Genomic DNA, 18449 nt, shown 5'->3' with positions numbered 1-18449 from the left:
GGGAACAAACGCGGCACTTCAGGGCGTTTTTGCCCGTACAGGGAGGCGGCATGACAGAGACGGCGAGCGGTCCGGCACGAGGTTCCCGAGCCAAGGGCACCAAGGCCACCAAGGGGCTGCGTATCGAGCGCGTCCACACCACGCCCGGCGTACACCCGTACGACGAGGTGTCGTGGGAGCGCCGTGACGTCGTCATGACCAACTGGCGCGACGGCTCGGTCAACTTCGAGCAGCGTGGCGTCGAGTTCCCCGACTTCTGGTCGGTGAACGCGGTCAACATCGTCACCAGCAAGTACTTCCGCGGTGCCGTCGGCACCCCGCAGCGCGAGACCAGCCTGAAGCAGCTGATCGACCGCATCGTGAAGACGTACCGGAAGGCCGGCGAGGACCACAAGTACTTCGCCTCGCCCGCCGACGCCGAGATCTTCGAGCACGAGCTGGCCTACGCCCTCCTGCACCAGATCTTCAGCTTCAACAGCCCCGTCTGGTTCAACGTGGGCACCCCGCAGCCCCAGCAGGTCTCCGCCTGCTTCATCCTGTCCGTCGACGACTCCATGGAGTCGATCCTCGACTGGTACAAGGAAGAGGGCATGATCTTCAAGGGCGGCTCCGGTGCCGGCCTGAACCTCTCCCGCATCCGCTCCTCCAAGGAGCTGCTGTCCTCCGGCGGCAATGCCTCCGGCCCGGTCTCCTTCATGCGCGGCGCCGACGCCTCCGCCGGCACCATCAAGTCCGGTGGTGCCACCCGCCGCGCCGCCAAGATGGTCGTGCTCGACGTCGACCACCCCGACATCGAGGACTTCATCGAGACCAAGGTCAAGGAAGAGGAGAAGATCCGCGTCCTGCGCGACGCGGGCTTCGACATGGACCTGGGCGGCGACGACATCACATCCGTTCAGTACCAGAACGCCAACAACTCGGTCCGCGTGAACGACGAGTTCATGAAGGCGGTCGAGGACAGCGGCAAGTTCGGTCTGCGCGCCCGGATGACCGGTGAGGTCATCGAGGAGGTCGACGCCAAGGCGCTCTTCCGCAAGATCGCCGAGGCCGCCTGGGCCTGCGCCGACCCGGGCATCCAGTACGACGACACCATCAACAACTGGCACACCTGCCCCGAGTCCGGCCGGATCACCGCGTCGAACCCGTGCAGCGAGTACATGCACCTGGACAACACGTCCTGCAACCTGGCCTCGCTGAACCTGATGAAGTTCCTGAAGGACGACGGCAAGGGCAACCAGTCCTTCGAGACCGAGCGCTTCCAGAAGGTCGTCGAGCTGGTCATCACCGCGATGGACATCTCGATCTGCTTCGCGGACTTCCCGACCCAGAAGATCGGCGAGAACACGCGCGCGTTCCGCCAGCTCGGCATCGGCTACGCCAACCTCGGCGCCCTGCTGATGGCCACCGGTCACGCCTACGACTCCGACGGCGGCCGCGCCCTCGCCGGCGCCATCACCTCCCTGATGACGGGTACGGCCTACCGCCGCTCCGCCGAGCTGGCCGCGGTCGTCGGTCCGTACGACGGCTACGCCCGCAACGCCGACGCCCACAAGCGCGTCATGAAGCAGCACGCCGACGCCAACGGCAAGGCCGTCCGCATGGACGACCTGGACACCCCGGTGTGGGCCGCCGCCACGGAGGCCTGGCAGGACGTCGTCCGTCTCGGTGAGAAGAACGGTTTCCGTAACTCCCAGGCGTCCGTGCTCGCCCCGACCGGCACCATCGGTCTCGCGATGTCCTGCGACACCACCGGTGTCGAGCCCGACCTGGCCCTGGTGAAGTTCAAGAAGCTGGTCGGCGGCGGCTCGATGCAGATCGTCAACGGCACCGTCCCGCAGGCCCTGCGCCGCCTGGGCTACCAGGAGGAGCAGATCGAGGCGATCGTCGCCCACATCGCCGAGCACGGCAACGTGATCGACGCCCCCGGCCTCAGGCACGAGCACTACGAGGTGTTCGACTGCGCCATGGGCGAGCGCGCCATCTCCCCGATGGGCCACGTCCGCATGATGGCCGCGATCCAGCCCTGGATCTCCGGCGCCATCTCCAAGACGGTCAACATGCCGGAGACGGCGACCGTCGAGGAGGTCGAGGAGATCTACTTCGAGGCCTGGAAGCTGGGCGTCAAGGCGCTCGCGATCTACCGCGACAACTGCAAGGTCGGCCAGCCGCTCTCGGCCAAGAAGAAGGACTCCGCGGAGGAGAAGAAGGCCGAGGAGCCCGCCGCCGTCGAGCCCAGGGTCGAGAAGGTCGTCGAGTACCGGCCGGTCCGCAAGCGCCTCCCGAAGGGACGTCCCGGCATCACCACGTCCTTCACCGTCGGCGGTGCCGAGGGCTACATGACCGCCAACTCCTACCCGGACGACGGTCTCGGCGAGGTCTTCCTGAAGATGTCCAAGCAGGGCTCGACCCTCGCGGGCATGATGGACGCCTTCTCCATCGCGGTCTCCGTCGGCCTGCAGTACGGCGTGCCGCTGGAGACGTACGTCTCGAAGTTCACCAACATGCGCTTCGAGCCGGCTGGTATGACGGACGACCCGGACGTGCGGATGGCGCAGTCGATCGTCGACTACATCTTCCGCCGCCTGGCGCTGGACTTCCTGCCCTTCGAGACCCGCTCGGCGCTCGGCATCCACTCCGCCGAGGAGCGTCAGCGGCACCTGGAGACGGGTTCCTACGAGCCGTCCGAGGACGAGGTCGACGTCGAGGGTCTGGCCCAGTCGGCGCCGCGCGCCCAGGAGCTGAAGGCCGTGGCCACGCCGCGTGCCGAGGTCGAGGCGGCCAAGCCCGCCCCGAAGCAGGCCCACACCAGCGCCGAGCTGGTGGAGATGCAGCTGGGCATCCAGGCCGACGCCCCGCTGTGCTTCTCCTGCGGTACGAAGATGCAGCGGGCCGGTTCCTGCTACATCTGCGAGGGTTGCGGCTCGACCAGCGGCTGCAGCTGATGACGTGCGGTTCCTGAAGTGAAGTAAGGGGCGTCGGCAGTGGCCGGCGCCCCTTACCGCTACCGGGCCGGGACTGTGACTACTGGGCTCGGCCCATGACCCGGGTGAAGGTCGCCGGGTCCTCCTCGAAGCCGTGCACGCCGGAACGGAAGGTCCACTCCCCGGAGGCGTCCCGGACGAATTCCGCGATCGTGGCCGCCGTAGCCCCGAGGACGGAGCCGAAGTCGTCCTGGGCGAGCACGGTGTAGCGGTCCACCCGGATGCGCATGGCCGGATTCAGCACGTTCACGAACGTCCTGTCTCCGAAACGCTGTTGGATGACGACCCCGACCACCACGCGCGCGTACCGGTCGTCGAGCCGGTCCAGTTCCAGCGTCATGACCTCGTCCCAGCCGAAGCCCCTGCCGTCCGTGCTGTCCCGGTTGAGGAAGATGGTTCCGTCCGGCGAGCGGCTGTCGAAGTGCACCACATACGCCGGGGCCCCGTACGGGTCGCCCGACAGGAAGGTGGCGGCGACGAGATCGAGATCGGTGGGCGGCTGACCCGCAGGACTGGGGTCCCACTTGAGCCCGACCTCGACCTTGCCGATTCCCTTGCTGAAGCCGGTCATCGGGCCTCCCCTTTCCCCCGGTGGTTGCCTCACTCCCCAACTCGCCTGCGGTCAGGGCTGCTTGTCCATCGTGCCACGCGCGCGGGGGCGCACATGCGGGCGATCTCCGCCGGAGCGTGACCGACGCCACGCTCGGTGGCCTTACGATGGCGCGGTGCTGGTCAAGTGGATTCGCTGCACCGTGGTGGACCGCCGCGGCTTCGAGCGGGGGCAGCGGAAATGGGCGGGGCTTCTGGGGGAGCCGGGTTTCCGGGGGCAAGGGGGAGGCTGGAGCCGGCAGCGGCCGGGCGTGGTGCACATCTTCGCCTTCTGGGAGAGCCGTGCCTTCTACGACTCCTTCATGGCCCGCTCGCACGACCGCCTGGCGGCCGCCCAGTCCGGCACGTTCAAGGACGCGCAGGTCAAGCTGTTCGAGTACCGCTTCGATGTGAAGACGGGCTTCGAACCGCGGTTCACCGACTCCGATCTGATCCGTGTCGCCCTGTGCCGGGTCCACGAGGAGCGGGTCGAGCACTTCACGCTGATGCAGGAGAAGGTCTGGAACCCGGCGATGGCCGGTTCGCCCGGCATGATCCGCGGCATGTTCGCCGAGGCACCCGGGCAGGAGTTCCTGGTGCTGTCGATGTGGCGGTCGGCGGCCGAGCACGGCAAGTACCGCACCGAGCGCGTGGAACGTCTCGCGCTGCGTGCCCAGACAGAGGCCGACGTCGCGGCGCTCTCCGGTGACATCGTGGAGCTGGAGCCGTCCTGGACGGTCTGACACCGCCGCCGTACGTTTGAATAGCAAACTCACTGCCTGAAGGTGTGGCCCGGCGTGTTCGCGAACGGCCCCCGAGGCGGGAATCATGTGATCTACGCCGTATGGAGCCCGTACGGGTGCTCGACTCCCTCTCGCTCGATCTAGGGTTTTGGCATGGCACGACCACGGCGCATCGTCCTTGTCCGGCACGGCGAGTCCACGGGCAACGTCGACGACTCCGTGTACGAGCGCGAGCCCGACCACGCTCTCGCGCTGACCGAGCGTGGCCGGCGGCAGGCGGAGGAGACCGGCAAGACGCTCCGGGAGCTCTTCGGCCGGGAACGCGTCAGCGTCTACGTCTCCCCCTACCGCCGGACGCACGAGACACTGCGCGCCTTCCATCTCGACCCCGACCTCATACGGGTCCGGGAGGAGCCGAGGCTGCGTGAACAGGACTGGGGCAACTGGCAGGACCGCGATGACGTGCGCCTGCAGAAGACCTACCGCGACGCGTACGGCCACTTCTTCTTCCGGTTCCCGCAGGGCGAGTCCGGCGCCGACGTGTACGACCGCGTCGGTGGCTTCCTGGAGAGCCTGTTCCGCAGCTTCGAGGCCCCGGACCACCCGCCCAACGTCCTCCTGGTGACGCACGGACTCGCGATGCGACTGTTCTGCATGCGCTGGTTCCACTGGACGGTCGCGGAATTCGAGTCACTGTCGAACCCCGGGAACGCCGAGATGCGGATGCTCGTTCTCGGAGAGGACGGCAAGTACACGCTCGACCGGCCCTTCGAGCGCTGGCGGAAACCGGTGCCGTACTGGGTGAACGGATAGAGTGGCAGAGCGATGACCGCTGACTCCTCTTCCTCCGGGCGCCTGGAGCGCGCCCTGGCGAGCCTGCGCGGGCTGGCCGTGGGGGACGCCCTGGGCTCCCAGTTCTTCGTCCCGGCGAACTACCCCCTGCTCAAGCGCCACGAGCTGCCCGCCGGGCCGTGGCAGTGGACGGACGACACCGAGATGGCCTGCTCGGTGGTCGCCGTCCTGGCCGCCCACGGACGTATCGACCAGGACGCACTGGCCCGCTCCTTCGCCGACCACCACGACTTCGACCGGGGCTATGGCCCCGCGGTCAACCGGCTGCTGAGACTCGTCCGGGAGGGCGAGGACTGGCGTGAACTGGCCGCCGCACTGTTCAACGGCCGGGGGTCCTGGGGCAACGGAGCGGCGATGCGGATCGCGCCGCTGGGCGCCTGGTACGCGGACGATCCGGAGCAGGCAACCCATCAGGCGGAGATCTCGGCCTACCCCACCCATCAGCACCGTGAGGCCGTCGTCGGCGCCATGGCCGTGGCCGCCGCGGCGGCGCTGGCCGGCTCGCCGGACGGCCCGCCCAGCCCCGAGGCGCTCCTCGACGGCGTCATCGCCCTGGTGCCGAAGAGCGCCGTCGGCCAGGGACTCCGGCGTGCCCGGGACATGCTCGACTACGGCGACGCGGGCACCGTCGCGGCGGTGCTCGGCTGCGGACGCCGTACGACCGCCCATGACACCGTTCCCTTCGCCCTCTGGTCGGCCGCGCGGAGCCTGGGGGACTTCGAGGGGGCCTTCTGGACGACGGCCGGGGTCGGCGGCGATGTGGACACCACCTGCGCGATCGTGGGCGGTGTGCTCGCATCGGGCAAGGCGGGGACACCGCCCGCCGAGTGGGTGGAAAACTCCGAGGCGCTGCCGGACTGGGTGCCGACCGGGCCTTGACGGGCCGGGCGGGGCCGTGGCCGTGCGGGTATCCGGCCGTGTTCTCGCGTCCCGCGCCGGTGCGCTTCGCTCCGTGTGCGCAAACTCGAAACTCTGCGTGGCCATCGGGAACTCTCCGTGACCGCCGCCCGTTCCTTCCATGTCCGTCGTGCACCGCGGATCGCGGCGGCAGGCCGACGGACAGGCGAGGAGCGACGGCCGGAGGGGAAGGGGAGATGGCCTGCATGGTGCTGGTTGTGCTGGTGGTCGCCGTCCTGCTTCTCACGCGGCCACGGACGGTGTCGGTGCGGTCGGCCGGACCGTCGTGTGCGCCGTCCGTCCCCGGGCGGTCCGGCCGACCGCGGCCCCGCGCGGCTCGGGCCGGATCAGCCGATGCCCGGGCCCGCCACGCCGGCGAGGGCATCGAGATCACTCTTGCGGACCCTGATCACCAGCCAGGAGGTGAGGAACGCGACGCCGGCCATCGCGGCAGCCGGTACGAAGGCGGTGGAGATGCCGTGGGCGAGGACCTCGTGTCCCCACGGCGCGGGCAACTGGTGCGTCGTGGCGAAGTGGGCCTGCTGCTCCGGCGAGCCATGGGCGAGGAACTTCGGCACCTGCTTCTTCGTCTCGTCCTTGGCGGCCGAGCCGAACACGGTCGTCAGGATGGACAGCCCGAGCGAACCTCCCACCTGCTGCATGGCGTTGAGGAGTCCGGACGCGGCACCCGCCTCGTGCTGGGCGACGCCGGACACGGCCGTGACCGTGGCCGTCACGAAGTTCAGGCCCATGCCGAAACCGAACACCAGCATCGGTCCCAGCACGCCGCCGAGGTAGGAGCTGTCCGGCCGGATGAAGGTCTGCCAGGCCAGCCCGATCACCACAAGGCCCGTGCCGGCCATCATGAACGGCCTCGGGCCGAGCGCCGGAAGGAAGCGCTGGGACAGTCCGGCGCCGACCGCGATCGCGACCGTCACGGGGAGGAAGGCCAGACCGGCCTTGATCGCGCTGTAGCCGAGCACGTCCTGGACGAACAGCACGATGTAGAAGAACATGCCGAACATCGCCGCGGCGAGGCTCAGCATGATCACGTAAGTGCCCCAGCGGTTGCGGTCCGCGAACATCCTGAGGGGCGTGATCGGCTCCTTCGCCCGCACCTCGGTGAGGACGAAGGCGAACAGCAGCACCAGGGCCGCGCCGAACGAGCCGAGGGTGAGGCCGTCCCGCCAGCCGTTCTCCGAGGCGCGGATGAACCCGTAGACGAGCGAGGCCATACCCGCAGTCGAGGTCAGCGCACCGGTGATGTCGAAGCGCCCGGGGTGCCGCTGGGATTCGCTGATGTACAGCGGAGCGAGCGAGGCGATCAGCACGCCGATCGGCACGTTGACGAACAGCACCCACCGCCAGTCGAGCCAGTCCGTGAGCATGCCGCCCGCCAGCAGGCCGATGGCGCCGCCGCCCGCGGACACGGCGGCGAAGACACCGAAGGCCCGGTTGCGTTCGGGCCCTTCGGGGAAGGTCGTGGTGATCAGCGCCAGCGACGTGGGCGAGGCGATGGCGCCGCCGACGCCCTGCAGGGCCCGGGCGGCCAGCAGCTGCCAGGGCTCCTGGGCGAGACCGCCCAGCAGGGAGGCGAAGGTGAACAGCAGGATGCCGGTCATGAACACCTGGCGACGGCCGAGGATGTCACCGGCCCGCGCACCGAGCAGCAGCAGGCCACCGAAGGTGAGCGTGTAAGCGCTGACCACCCAAGTCAGGTCCGTGGTGCTGAACTTGAGTGCGTCTTGAATGTGCGGGAGCGCGATGTTCACAATCGTCGCGTCGAGTACCACCATGAGTTGGCAGGCCGCGATGACGGTGAGTGCGATGCCGGGATGCCCCTCCCGGCGGGCCACGCCCGGCTTTGGTTCCTGAAGCAGCTGAGAGGTCGTCACTATGGGTCCCCCCTGAAGGCGTTAGTGAACGCTCGCGTTCACTGTTGCGTCCACGGTAGTGAGTCCCCAACAGTGAACGCAAGCGTTCACTTAAGCTCGTGCGCCGCCTCGCGTCCCCCTGTTGCTGCAGCGCGGCGCACCGTTCCCCGGAATCCTCGCTTCCCTTGCATGTTGGAGAGACAGAGATGGTTACCTCGCGCTGGACGGCCGCTCCCGCTCGGGCGGCTTCCCCTCGTCGGCGCGGCGTGGTGCTGGAGCGCGCGATCCTCGCGGCCGCGCTGGAGCAGCTCGGCGAGGTCGGCTGGAAAGGGCTGACCATGGAAGGAGTCGCCGCCGGCGCCCAGACCGGCAAGGCCGCGGTGTACCGCCGCTGGCCCTCCAAGGAGGACCTTGTCGCGGACGCCCTGGTGGCCGGACTGCCCAAAATGGAGACGGCCCCGGACCTCGGCGGTGTGCGCGAGGACCTCCTCGCCCTGTGCCGGCAGGTGCGGCAGGTCATGTTCTCGCCCCCCGGTGTCGCACTGCGGTCGGTGATTCACGAGTGCGACCAGATCCAGGCGGAGCGCTTCCAGGAGGTGATCGTCGGAGGGGTGGTGGAGCCGACCCTCAAGCTCCTGCGTGAGGTCGTTACTCGCGGAATTGGGCGGGGGGAGGTGCGTCCGGATGCGGCCAACGGCTACGTCTTCGACGCCATTCCGGCGATGATGATGTATCGCTCAAAAATGTGCGCCAGCGAATGGAGCGATCGAGACCTCGAAGAGATGATCGACCAGTTGATGCTCCCGCTGCTGCGGCCCCACAGAAGGTGATCCCGCACGCCGGCGATCCGCATGGCGCGGGGGCGACCGGGGTGTCGGCCGGCGATCCCGGCGGCGTACGCTAAGGGCGCCATGCCGTACGTACCGCCTACCCACACCGTCGAGCGCTCCCTGCGCGCCACGACCGGAGCGAAGGTCATTGCCGGTGTCGACGAGGTGGGGCGCGGCGCCTGGGCCGGACCTGTCACCGTCTGCGCCGCGATCACCGGACTCCGCCGCCCGCCCGAGGGGCTGACCGACTCCAAGCTGCTGACGATCAAGCGGCGCACGGAACTGGCGGAGGTCCTGCAGGGGTGGGTGACGGCCTACGCGCTGGGGCATGCCTCCCCCGAGGAGATCGACGACCTGGGAATGACGGCCGCGCTGCGGCTCGCCGCGGTCCGCGCCCTGGATGCTCTGCCGGTCCGCCCCGACGCCGTGATCCTCGACGGGAAGCACGACTATCTCGGCGCGCCATGGAAGGTGCGCACGGTGATCAAGGGCGATCAGTCGTGTGTGGCCGTCGCGGCGGCATCGGTGATCGCCAAGGTTCGGCGCGACAAAATGATGGCCGAACTGGGTGTCGACCATGCACACTTCGGATTTGCGGACAACGCCGGGTATCCGTCGCCCGTGCACAAGGCCGCACTGGAGGAGTGGGGGCCCACCCCGCTCCACCGCTTGTCGTGGGCGTATCTTGATGCGTTGCCTCAGTGGCGGCACCTCAAGAAGGTCCGCAGCTGGGTGGACGGAGGCGTTCCGGAAATCGAGGGTCAGCTCGGCTTCGATTTCTGACGAGTCCGCTCGCACTGATGTGCCACCCGGTCACCCACGCCGCACCAACGTTTGATAAATATCAGCTCATGCCTCTCATTCCCGAGGAGCCTCAGATTCACGAGAGTGCCCAGGGCCCGCGCGCCACTCCGGCCAGCGGCCGTACCGCGCCGACCCCCCGCCCCGTACCCGGCCCCCGCCCCGCGGCTCCGTCCCGCCCCGGTCGTCCCGGCCCCCCGCGGCCGGCGCCGCCGGTGCAGCGCACACCGCGTGACGTGCCTCCGGCCAAGCCGGGCCAGTCCGGTCCGGCCGCTCCCGCCGCCGCGGCGGCCACCCCGCAGATCCAGCTGATCCCGGCCTCGGCCGAGGGTGCGCTCGACGCCGCCGAGGAGGCGGTGGACCTGCTGCTGGACTCTGGCCGCGCCCCCGGCGACGTGCTCGTGATCACCACCGGGTCCCAGCACCCGTGGGCGGAGCACGAGCTTTCCTTCGGTGAAGCTTCCTACTGGGCGCAGCACGACGCCGGTGACGACGTCTTCTACGCGGACGCGGCCGTCGCCGCCCGCGCCGCGTCCCGGCCCGTGGTCGTCGTGGCCGTCAATGGAGGCCCCGCTTCCGCTGCTGCCTCGGCCCTTCCGCTGGCCCACACCCGGGCCGGTGCCCTGCTGATCGTCTGCGGCGACCCGCAGCAGATCAACTCGGTGCTGGGCGCGGGCGTCTGAGCCTCCTCCGGCACCTCGGGGCACCGGGGTGACGAAGGAACCGCTCCGGTGGAATCCGCACGGCGTGGCCTCCGGCATGCCCGCACGACTGGCGTGCCCGCCCGTCTGGCGGCCGATCCGCTCGCGCCGACGGCCGGATCACTCGTGGACGGCGTACCGGCGATGCGCCCAGGCGCCGGGTGGCGAGCGGCGGTTATGGGGCGGGGACCGGCTCCCGGTTCGAGCTGCTTGCCCTGCCGAGGCCGAACCGTGACGCCGCCGCCCACGTGGGTATGGCTCCCGGCACCTGAGTGAGGCTCTCGGACATCCGGTACTGCTGCCGGATGGGGTGCGATGCTGGTTGCTCGGCACGGCACACCCTTGTCTCCCGACTCCGGCAAGGTAGGGCTCTCACGCCGCTTTCGGCATGGGCGGTCCCTGCGTTCCGCGGGCCGCGGCACGGCTTCGTGCGGCGTGGTGTCCTGGCGACGCGGCGGCGGTGGACGGCCGGCTCGCCGTCCCGGTGGCAGGGCGGTGGCCGGAAGACGGTCAGGGCCAGGCCCGGCCTCCCGCCGCGTCCTTCAGCGGGCCGCCGCGCGGCGCAGGACCTCGGAGACCGGGCCGCCGGTGCGCGGCGGGAGCGGCGGCGTGTCGGACGTGGCGAAGGGTATGGGTGCGGAATCGGCGTTGGGGCGGCGGCCGCTGCGTCCCTCGCCGAGCACGTGCCAGCCGTCCTGGGTCAGCGTGATGTACGCCCCGCAGCGCAGCCCGTGCAGCGTGCAGGCGTCACGCAGGCCCCACATCCAGGCGCCGTCCTCCTCCGTCCAACGCGCGTCTCCCTCACGGCAGTAGACGAGGATGGCCGTGCGCACCGGGGTCCGGCGTCTCAGGTCGTGCGGAATCACCCGGCGCAGCTGCGCGAGCAGCGCGTTGCGGAACATCCAGCCGTCGGCCGGGGCCGGACGACGCGTGAACGACGCACTGGCGCACAGCCGCTCGTCCGGATCGAGCACTGCCACGATCGCCGTGGAGTGCCTCGGCCGATGGCGGGCGTGCAGCCCGCTGACGACCTCACGGGGGTTGCGCAGCAGAGGGATTCCGGCGGCGGCCCATTCGGCCGGCTCGAGCAAACGGCTGGCGGAAGCGGCGGACGCGGAGGTCGACAACGAGGCCGCCGAGGACGAGGCGAATCCGAAGGTCACGTTCCTCCCTTCGGCTACGCGCCCATACTGCGGGCGAGGTCGGATTCGAGGGACCGCGCACCGCAACAGAGCCCAACCGATCACGGACGAGCCGCGCGGGGAGCGGACCTCAATTCTTCCTGCCGAACTTGGATGCGGCAACGAGCAATTGGAGCCACCGACGGTTATCTGGTGGTGCGTGGCTTATATCCCTACCCAAAGGTTGGGCCGATGACGCCAGCGGGTGCCGGGCCGTGTTCCGTACGGCCGTGGCGGCGGGTGTCCGGTCAACCCTGGACGGCCAGGACCAGCGGCAACACCGCCCGCGCGCCGGACCTTCTGAGGAGGCGGGCAGCGACCGCGAGAGTCCAGCCCGTCTCCGTGAAGTCATCGACCAGCAGCACCGGTCCGTCGGCCGCGGTGAGCGCCGAGGCGAGGGCGGGCGGTACCGCCAGCGCACCGTCGAGGGCCTTCAGCCGTTGGGCGCTGTTGCTGCGCGACACCCGAGGCGCGTCCTCGGCGTACTCCACGGAGCCGAGCAGGGGCAGCCGGCCGACCTCGGCGATCCGCGCGCCCAGGGAGCGGATCAGCGCGGGGCGGCTTCGCGAGGCGACGGTGACGACGCCCACCGGCCGGGCTTGGGCGTCGGCCGCACCGGAGGCCCAGCCGCCGGGACCTTTCGCCCAGTCGGCCAGGACACCGACCACGGCCCGCGCCACGTCGTCCGGCACAGCGGTGTCCGGCGCCTGAGGCGCGAGGAGCGGGCGCAGTCGGTTGCCCCAGCCGATGTCCGACAGCCGGCCCAGGGCCCGTCCCGACGCGGCCTGTTCACCGGCCGGGATGCGTCCCTTGAGCTCGATCCCGATGGCCGGCAGGCCAGTCGGCCACATACGCCGGGGTTCCACCTCGACGCCGGCCCGGCCCAGGTCGCTGCGCGCGGCGTCCACCGCCACCGTGGACATGTCGGCGGTGAAACGCGGCCCGGCACAGTTGTCGCAGCGTCCGCAGGGTTTGGCGCCCTCGTCGTCCAGCTGCCGTTGCAGGAACTCCATCCGGCACTGGGCGGTGGACGCATAGGCGCGCATCGCCTCCTGTTCGACGGCCCGCTGCCGGGCCACCCAGTCGTAGCGCTCGGTGTCGTACGACCAGGGCTGCCCGGTGGAGATCCAGCCGCCCTTGACGCGGCGGACCGCTCCGTCCACGTCGAGGACCTTGAGCATGGTCTCCAGCCGCGAGCGGCGCAGCTCGACCAGGGGCTCCAGCGCGGGCAGCGACAGAGGGCCGTCCGCCCGGGCGAGGACGTCCAGTGTGCGCCGGACCAGTTCCTCGGAGGGGAAGGCGAGCGACGCGAAGTACTGCCAGATCGCCTCGTCCTCCTTGCCCGGCAGCAGCAGTACCTCGGCGTGTTCGACGCCGCGGCCCGCCCGGCCGACCTGCTGGTAGTAGGCGATGGGGGAGGACGGGGAGCCCAAGTGGACCACGAAGCCGAGATCCGGCTTGTCGAAACCCATACCGAGCGCGGAGGTGGCGACCAGCGCCTTGACCCGGTTGGCGAGCAGATCGTCCTCGGCCTGCTGCCGTTCGGCGTTCTCCGTCCTGCCGGTGTACGAGGCGACGGTGTGGCCGCGCTGCCGCAGGAACGCGGTGACCTCCTCCGCGGCGGCGACGGTGAGCGTGTAGACGATGCCGGAGCCCGGCAGGTCGTCCAGGTGGTCGGCGAGCCAGGCCATCCGGTGCGCGGCGTCCGGCAGCCGCAGCACGCCGAGGCTCAGGCTCTCCCGGTCCAGCGGCCCGCGCAGCACCAGGGCGTCCGAGGTGCCGCCTGTGCCCAGCTGCTCGGCGACGTCCGCGGTCACGCGGGCGTTGGCCGTGGCGGTGGTGGCCAGCACGGGGACACCGGGCGGGAGGTCGCCGAGCATGGTGCGCAGCCGCCGGTAGTCGGGGCGGAAGTCGTGACCCCAGTCGGAGATGCAGTGGGCCTCGTCCACGACCAGCAGGCCGGTCGCGGCGGACAGTTTGGGCAGGACCTGGTCGCGGAAGTCCGGGTTGTTCAGCCGCTCCGGGCTGACGAGCAGGACATCGACCCGGCCGGCCGCGATCTCGGCCTGGACGGCGTCCCACTCCTCGGTGTTGGAGGAGTTGATGGTGCGGGCGTGGATGCCGGCCCGAGCCGCGGCCTCCACCTGATTGCGCATGAGCGCGAGCAGGGGAGAGACGATCACCGTGGGTCCGCTGCCTCTGGCCCGCAGCAGCGAGGTCGCCACGAAGTACACCGCGGACTTGCCCCACCCCGTGCGCTGCACGACCAGGGCCCGGCGCCGCTCGGCGACCAGCGCCTCGATCGCCCGCCACTGGTCCTCGCGCAGCTGGGCCCCGCCCGTGGCATCCCCGACGAGCCGGGCGAGGACGGCGTCCGCCTCTGCCCGGAGATCCGCGTTGCTCGTGTGCTCCATGCGTCCCATACAACAGGACGGGACCGACAAGCGTGCGGCCCGCTGAGCCGGGCTGTGGACAACCGGTGCGGTCTTGTCGTGTCCCTGATCCGACTTGTCCACAGGCTCAACCGGAATCGCAGGATCCGCGAGATCGTCTGCGCATGACGAATCACAGCGAAACCGCCGGACCGTTCGAAAACGGCGACATCTCAGGACAGGAGCCGTTCACCGGCCCGGCTCCGCACGACACACAGATCACGCTGCGTACCCCGGCCGAGCTGGCCGACGCCCTGCCCTACCTCCTCGGCTACCGGCCGGAGGACAGCATGGTGCTGGTCGCGCTGCACGACCGGGAAGGCAAGGGAAGGTTCGGCGGCCGGGCCCGGCTCGGCATTCCGGCCGGTGAGGAGGACTGGGAGGCGGCCGCCCGCCAGCTGGCCCACGGACTGGTGACCGGCAGCGAACGGCGGGGCGCCCGGCCCGAACAGATGGTGGCCTACGTCTGCCAGGAACCAGCCCCGGGGGAGTCCGGCCGCGATGTCAAACGGCGGCTCGAACGGCTGGCCCATCTGCTGCGCACCCAGTGCGGCGAGCTCGACGTGCCGGTCATCGAGGCGCTGTGCATCTCGGACGGCCGTTTCTGGTCGTACTGCTGCCCGATCGAGAGCTGCTGCCCCGAGGACGGCTCGCCGATGGGCCTGCCCGGCACCTCCGTCCTGGCCGCCGCGGCCACCTACGCCGGTATCCAAGTACGCGGCACTCTCAGGGAGTTGCGCGCCAGGCTGCAGCCTTGGGAGACGACCGCGGCCCTGGAGCAGGAGCTCGCCCTGGACGCGGCCGGCATGACCCTGGTGCCTCGCATTCTCGACGAGGCGTCCCGCGCGGAAGTGGCGGACGAGACTCTGGATCTCGCCGAGCGGATCATCCACCGCTTCGCCGCCGCCGCACCGGTGTCCGGCACGCATCCGGCGGACCTGCGCGACGACCGACTGCTCGCGCACGACGAGGCGGCGACGTTGATCCTCGGGCTCCAGGACCGCACGACCCGCGACCGGGCGGCCGCCTGGATGGAGGGCGACGAGGCGGGTCCGGCTCTCCGGCTCTGGCGCGCCCTGGCCCGCCGCTGCGTCGGACCCTACGGCGAGCACGCCGCAGCCCCGCTCACCCTGGCCGGCTGGGTCGCCTGGTCGACGGGTGACGAGCTGGAGGCCCGTGAGGCGCTGGCCATGGCGCTGGGCGCGGATCCCGACTATCTCTTCGCCCGGCTCTTGCACCAGGCCTGCAACGAAGGGCTCGACCCCGAAGGGATCCGCCGCTGCCTGCGCGCGGACCGTCCGGATCCCGCGAGGCATACGCCGGTGCAGAGCGGCTCACAGCCGCACGTGGACGAGAAGCCGGTTCGGGCCGAGGTCCCGGACACCGGAGAGGCGACGCACGAAGCGAGTGCCCGAGCGGACGACCAGGTCGCCGATGCGGGCCGAGGGACGGGCACGCGCCGACGGCGCCGTGTGCGATCGGCCGACGGTGGCTGTGCCCCTCACGCGGCCAGGCCCAGCGGCGGACGGCGCAGGCCGGCCGGTTCCTGTTCCGGTCCGTCGGCGGCACAACCCTCACGCCCCGGCAGCCGGGCCCTCGGCAGTACGCGCATGCGCGGGGCGGAACCGGACGGCACCACGACCGGTAAGGCCCTGCCGAAGAGCGACCACCGCAAACCCGAAGGGGAGGGGTGACCGCTGTGCGGGGGAGTACGGGCGGGTACGGACACGCGGTCGAGCAGGTCTGTCCAAGAGGGACGCCTTGCGTGTCGACGGAACCCACCGGATCCGGCGGACGCCCCCGGAGGCCGCTCCAGAACCGATCTCGCGCGAATCGAAGCGGCAGCCGTGGCGGTGGAGCACGTGTGGGCCGCGTGGCCGGCTGGGTCCATCGGCCATCCTCGACTGCTCGGTGCGCACTCGACGGCCCGTCGCCCGCCCGCCGGTGGAAGCGGCTCGTGGCCGGCTTGAGCCGCGCTACTCCTGTGCTGCGCCGCCTTTCACCAGGCGACCCCGAGGCGAGCCGTGACCCGGACGAGTCCCCTTCCGTTCACCTGAGTGGCGGAACACCCGGACGGGCCCTGCCGCCGTACGACCCCTGTCCGTCGGGGCGTCCCACGGATCGCCCAGCATGTTCGAGGCGCCGCGAGCGCAGAGGAAGCCACTCCATGCACCAGCAGCCGACTCCGCCCTCCGTCGCAGACACCGCACGTCCGCCCTGGGACAGGCGCGAGTGGCCGCCGCCGGACGGTGCCGAGGCCACCACACGGCAGACCGTCGGCGCCCCGTCGGCGCACAAGCACCTCGGAGTGAACTTCTCGACAGGCCAGGGCACGCCATGGGCATCAGGCGCGACGCACAGCCACGGCAGGTCCACAACGCCGGCCTCGATCCCTGGCCAGGACAGGACACCGGCGTCGGCCCCGGTCCCAGGCCAGGGCCGGTCACCGGCATCGGCCTCGGTCCCTGGCCAGGACAGGACACCGGCGTGGGCGCCGGTCCCCGTCCGCAGCCGCCGGCCTAGTGTGGCCTCGTCGGTGCGCCCGCCGCACGGCAGCCGACCGGCGCCCGAGTTGCCGCCCACGCACACCGCCTTGATCTGTGTTGCCCTGCCCGGTCTCGCCGTCTCCGGTGGCGGGCAGCTGTCCGGCCGGGGACTGGACGGGTTCTATCGCGCCGGCAGGCGCCTGCTCTCGCGGTGCCAGGTACGCGTGGCCGGTCGCGAACCGCTGGCCGTGCTGGCCAGGATGACCGGCGCAGACAGCGCCCGCTTCGTGGGAACGCTGCGCGTTTCCCCGGCGGCGGGTCCCGATCCGGACGTCGTGGTCGAGCGGAACCGACGTGCCGACGGAACCGAACGGATCACGCTGCGCAATGCCACCGTGCGACCGCTGAGGCTGCCCGTCGAGGTCGCGCTCGGCACGGACCTCGCCGACCTCGGGGCCATCGCCGCCGGCAGCGCGGGCCCCGAAGTCCCGGCCACCGTGCACGACTCGGGCCTGCGCTGGGCCACAGCCGGTGCCGCCGCCTCCGTCATCGCCGACCCGCCGCCCTCCGACGCCCTCGCGTCCGCCGGACTGCTGCGCTGGGACCTGGAACTCCCGCCGGGCGGTACCGCAGCCTTGGAACTGAGGGTCCGGCTCGAAGGCGCCGGCCCCCTGCGCGCGGCGGGACAGGCCACGACCAGCCCGTTCGCCCCTGCCCGGGCGAGCGGCGACGATCCCCGGGTGGCCCCGCTGCTGGACTGGGCGGTCGCCGATCTCCAGGCGCTGCTGCTGCGCGATCCCGCCCATCCCTCCGACACCCATCTCGCCGCGGGCGCGCCCTGGCGCTGCGGAACGGCCCCTGCCGACGCCCTCGCCGCGGCCCGCATGGCGCTGCCGCTCGGCACCCGGCTCGCCGCGGGCACCCTGCGGACTCTGGCCCGCACCCAGCTACCGGACCGCAGCCCACAGGCCGGCATGATTCCCGGGCCCCGGCGCGACGCAGGCCCGCTCCTTCCGCCCGGCTGCACGGGTACGGAGGCCACACTGCTCTTCCCCGTCCTGCTCGCCGAGGCCCGCCGCTGGGGACTGCCCGAGCAGGAGACGAGGGACCTGCTGCCCGCGGCAGAGCGGTGCCTCACCTGGCTGCGCACGACCGCTGGTGACGGCCCCTACCTCCGGGACCCCCAGCCCGGGGGTCCGGCCCGCTGCGAGACACAGGCCCACGCGTATCGGGCGGCCCTGCTCGGCGCCGATCTCCTCGACGCCTACGACCGGCCCGGCAGCACCGAGTTACGTCAGTGGGCCCAGGCCCTGCAGGCGGCGTTCCGGGCCGACTTCTGGGTGGAGGACCGCGGCGGCGGACGTCCGGCCGCGGCCCTGGCACCGGACGGCCGGCCCGTTCCGCACATGGGCTCCGCCGTGGTCCACCTTCTCGACACCGGCCTGCTCGGTTCCGGCCGGCTCGCCCCGGGCCTGCTCGACTCCGTACAGACCCAACACCTCGCCCGGCTGCTCGGCGCCCCGGCCATGGACGCGGGCTGGGGACTGCGCAGCCTTGGTGCGAAGGAGGCGGGACACAACCCGTTCGGCCACCGCACGGGAGCCGTCCGGGTTCATGACAGCGCACTCGCCGTCGCAGGACTGGCCGCCTCCGGCTACGAGAAGGAAGCCACGGGCCTGCTGAAAGGACTGCTGGAAGCGGCGGAACACTTCGGCCACCGGCTGCCGGAGATGTTCGCCGGGGAACAGCGCACCGCCGGGAGCGCTCCCCTCCCGCATCCCGCGGCCTGCCGGCCGGCGGCCACCGCGGCGGCGTCCATGATCATGGTGCTCGCCTCGCTCGCGGGTATCCGCCCCGACACCCCCGCCCGCACGGTCACCCTGCGCCCGGTGCGCAGTGCCCCGCTCGGCGAACTCGGTCTGACCGGGCTGCGGGTCGCCGGCGCCCCGTTCGCCGTGCGCATCAGCCGACTGGGCCTCGCCATGGTCGAGGAGGCGGCGGACGGCCTGCAACTGGGAGCGTGACCAGGCACGACGCCAGGCAGGCGAAGAACAGCGACCGGTCCTGCGTCCCATACCCGAAC

At 71.2% G+C, this 18449-nt stretch carries 13 protein-coding genes; 9 read left to right on the top strand and 4 right to left on the bottom strand.

Translation table 11 applies throughout. The features are described 5' to 3' along the window. The first annotated feature begins 50 nt into the window (after positions 1 to 50). A complete protein-coding gene (locus ABB07_RS10050; RefSeq protein ID WP_208898397.1) occupies positions 51 to 2942 on the top strand; it encodes a vitamin B12-dependent ribonucleotide reductase in 2892 nt (963 codons plus the stop codon). A 79-nt stretch (positions 2943 to 3021) separates the two neighbouring features. Here the strand turns inward: ABB07_RS10050 and ABB07_RS10045 are convergent, their stop codons facing one another. Beyond that, on the bottom strand, positions 3022 to 3552 hold the full coding sequence (locus ABB07_RS10045; protein WP_208898396.1) for a TerD family protein: 531 nt from the start codon (positions 3550 to 3552) through the stop codon (positions 3022 to 3024). A 154-nt stretch (positions 3553 to 3706) separates the two neighbouring features. Between ABB07_RS10045 and ABB07_RS10040 the strand changes: the two genes are divergently transcribed. From ABB07_RS10040 to ABB07_RS10030, 3 genes are all read left to right on the top strand, one after another. Next, on the top strand, positions 3707 to 4312 hold the full coding sequence (locus ABB07_RS10040) for a YdbC family protein (RefSeq protein WP_142218487.1): 606 nt from the start codon (positions 3707 to 3709) through the stop codon (positions 4310 to 4312). A 153-nt stretch (positions 4313 to 4465) separates the two neighbouring features. Further along, the gene (locus tag ABB07_RS10035) at positions 4466 to 5125 is read left to right on the top strand and encodes a histidine phosphatase family protein (RefSeq protein ID WP_208898395.1); all 660 of its coding nucleotides are present in this window, start codon (positions 4466 to 4468) and stop codon (positions 5123 to 5125) included. 12 nt (positions 5126 to 5137) lie between these two features. Then, a complete protein-coding gene (locus ABB07_RS10030; RefSeq protein WP_208898394.1) occupies positions 5138 to 6043 on the top strand; it encodes an ADP-ribosylglycohydrolase family protein in 906 nt (301 codons plus the stop codon). Between the two features lie 365 nt (positions 6044 to 6408). Here ABB07_RS10030 and ABB07_RS10025 read toward each other — a convergent pair whose 3' ends face one another. Further along, a complete protein-coding gene (locus ABB07_RS10025) occupies positions 6409 to 7956 on the bottom strand; it encodes an MFS transporter (protein WP_208898393.1) in 1548 nt (515 codons plus the stop codon). Between the two features lie 185 nt (positions 7957 to 8141). Between ABB07_RS10025 and ABB07_RS10020 the strand changes: the two genes are divergently transcribed. The 3 genes from ABB07_RS10020 (at position 8142) to ABB07_RS10010 (ending at position 10249) form a co-directional block, all read left to right on the top strand. Continuing rightward, positions 8142 to 8765, top strand: a complete 624-nt coding sequence (locus tag ABB07_RS10020; protein WP_208898392.1) for a TetR/AcrR family transcriptional regulator — start codon at positions 8142 to 8144, stop codon at positions 8763 to 8765. An 81-nt stretch (positions 8766 to 8846) separates the two neighbouring features. Next, positions 8847 to 9548, top strand: a complete 702-nt coding sequence (locus ABB07_RS10015) for a ribonuclease HII (protein WP_208898391.1) — start codon at positions 8847 to 8849, stop codon at positions 9546 to 9548. A gap of 68 nt (positions 9549 to 9616) precedes the next feature. Further along, positions 9617 to 10249 (top strand): hypothetical protein, encoded by a 633-nt coding sequence (locus ABB07_RS10010; RefSeq protein WP_208898390.1) that lies wholly within the window; start codon positions 9617 to 9619, stop codon positions 10247 to 10249. Positions 10250 to 10809: 560 nt separating this feature from the next. On the opposite strand, the gene ABB07_RS10005 is transcribed toward ABB07_RS10010, so the two are convergent. Next, complete coding sequence (locus tag ABB07_RS10005; protein ID WP_208898389.1) at positions 10810 to 11430, bottom strand: hypothetical protein; 621 nt, start codon at positions 11428 to 11430, stop codon at positions 10810 to 10812. Between the two features lie 266 nt (positions 11431 to 11696). Further along, on the bottom strand, positions 11697 to 13862 hold the full coding sequence (locus tag ABB07_RS10000) for a RecQ family ATP-dependent DNA helicase (protein WP_208898388.1): 2166 nt from the start codon (positions 13860 to 13862) through the stop codon (positions 11697 to 11699). Positions 13863 to 14005: 143 nt separating this feature from the next. Here ABB07_RS10000 and ABB07_RS09995 point away from each other — a divergent pair, with 143 nt between their 5' ends. Continuing rightward, positions 14006 to 15574, top strand: coding sequence for a DUF4192 domain-containing protein (locus tag ABB07_RS09995; RefSeq protein ID WP_208898387.1), 1569 nt, complete (start codon positions 14006 to 14008; stop codon positions 15572 to 15574). A gap of 902 nt (positions 15575 to 16476) precedes the next feature. Further along, positions 16477 to 18390 (top strand): glycogen debranching N-terminal domain-containing protein, encoded by a 1914-nt coding sequence (locus ABB07_RS09990; RefSeq protein ID WP_341845921.1) that lies wholly within the window; start codon positions 16477 to 16479, stop codon positions 18388 to 18390. Positions 18391 to 18449: the final 59 nt, after the last annotated feature.

It is taken from the genome of Streptomyces incarnatus (genome assembly GCF_001027185.1).
Lineage (GTDB): Bacteria > Actinomycetota > Actinomycetes > Streptomycetales > Streptomycetaceae > Streptomyces > Streptomyces puniciscabiei.
This window is presented reverse-complemented; position numbering and strand designations above follow the sequence as displayed.

What these genes read in the sequence shown, in the direction of transcription:
- ABB07_RS10045 (WP_208898396.1), bottom strand. Translation starts at nt 3,552, where the DNA reads ATGACCGGCTTCAGCAAGGGAATCGGCAAGGTCGAGGTCGGGCTCAAG.
- ABB07_RS10030 (WP_208898394.1), top strand. Translation starts at nt 5,138, where the DNA reads ATGACCGCTGACTCCTCTTCCTCCGGGCGCCTGGAGCGCGCCCTGGCG.
- ABB07_RS10020 (WP_208898392.1), top strand. Translation starts at nt 8,142, where the DNA reads ATGGTTACCTCGCGCTGGACGGCCGCTCCCGCTCGGGCGGCTTCCCCT.
- ABB07_RS09995 (WP_208898387.1), top strand. Translation starts at nt 14,006, where the DNA reads ATGACGAATCACAGCGAAACCGCCGGACCGTTCGAAAACGGCGACATC.
- ABB07_RS10000 (WP_208898388.1), bottom strand. Translation starts at nt 13,862, where the DNA reads ATGGAGCACACGAGCAACGCGGATCTCCGGGCAGAGGCGGACGCCGTC.
- ABB07_RS10015 (WP_208898391.1), top strand. Translation starts at nt 8,847, where the DNA reads ATGCCGTACGTACCGCCTACCCACACCGTCGAGCGCTCCCTGCGCGCC.
- ABB07_RS10010 (WP_208898390.1), top strand. Translation starts at nt 9,617, where the DNA reads ATGCCTCTCATTCCCGAGGAGCCTCAGATTCACGAGAGTGCCCAGGGC.
- ABB07_RS10050 (WP_208898397.1), top strand. Translation starts at nt 51, where the DNA reads ATGACAGAGACGGCGAGCGGTCCGGCACGAGGTTCCCGAGCCAAGGGC.
- ABB07_RS10035 (WP_208898395.1), top strand. Translation starts at nt 4,466, where the DNA reads ATGGCACGACCACGGCGCATCGTCCTTGTCCGGCACGGCGAGTCCACG.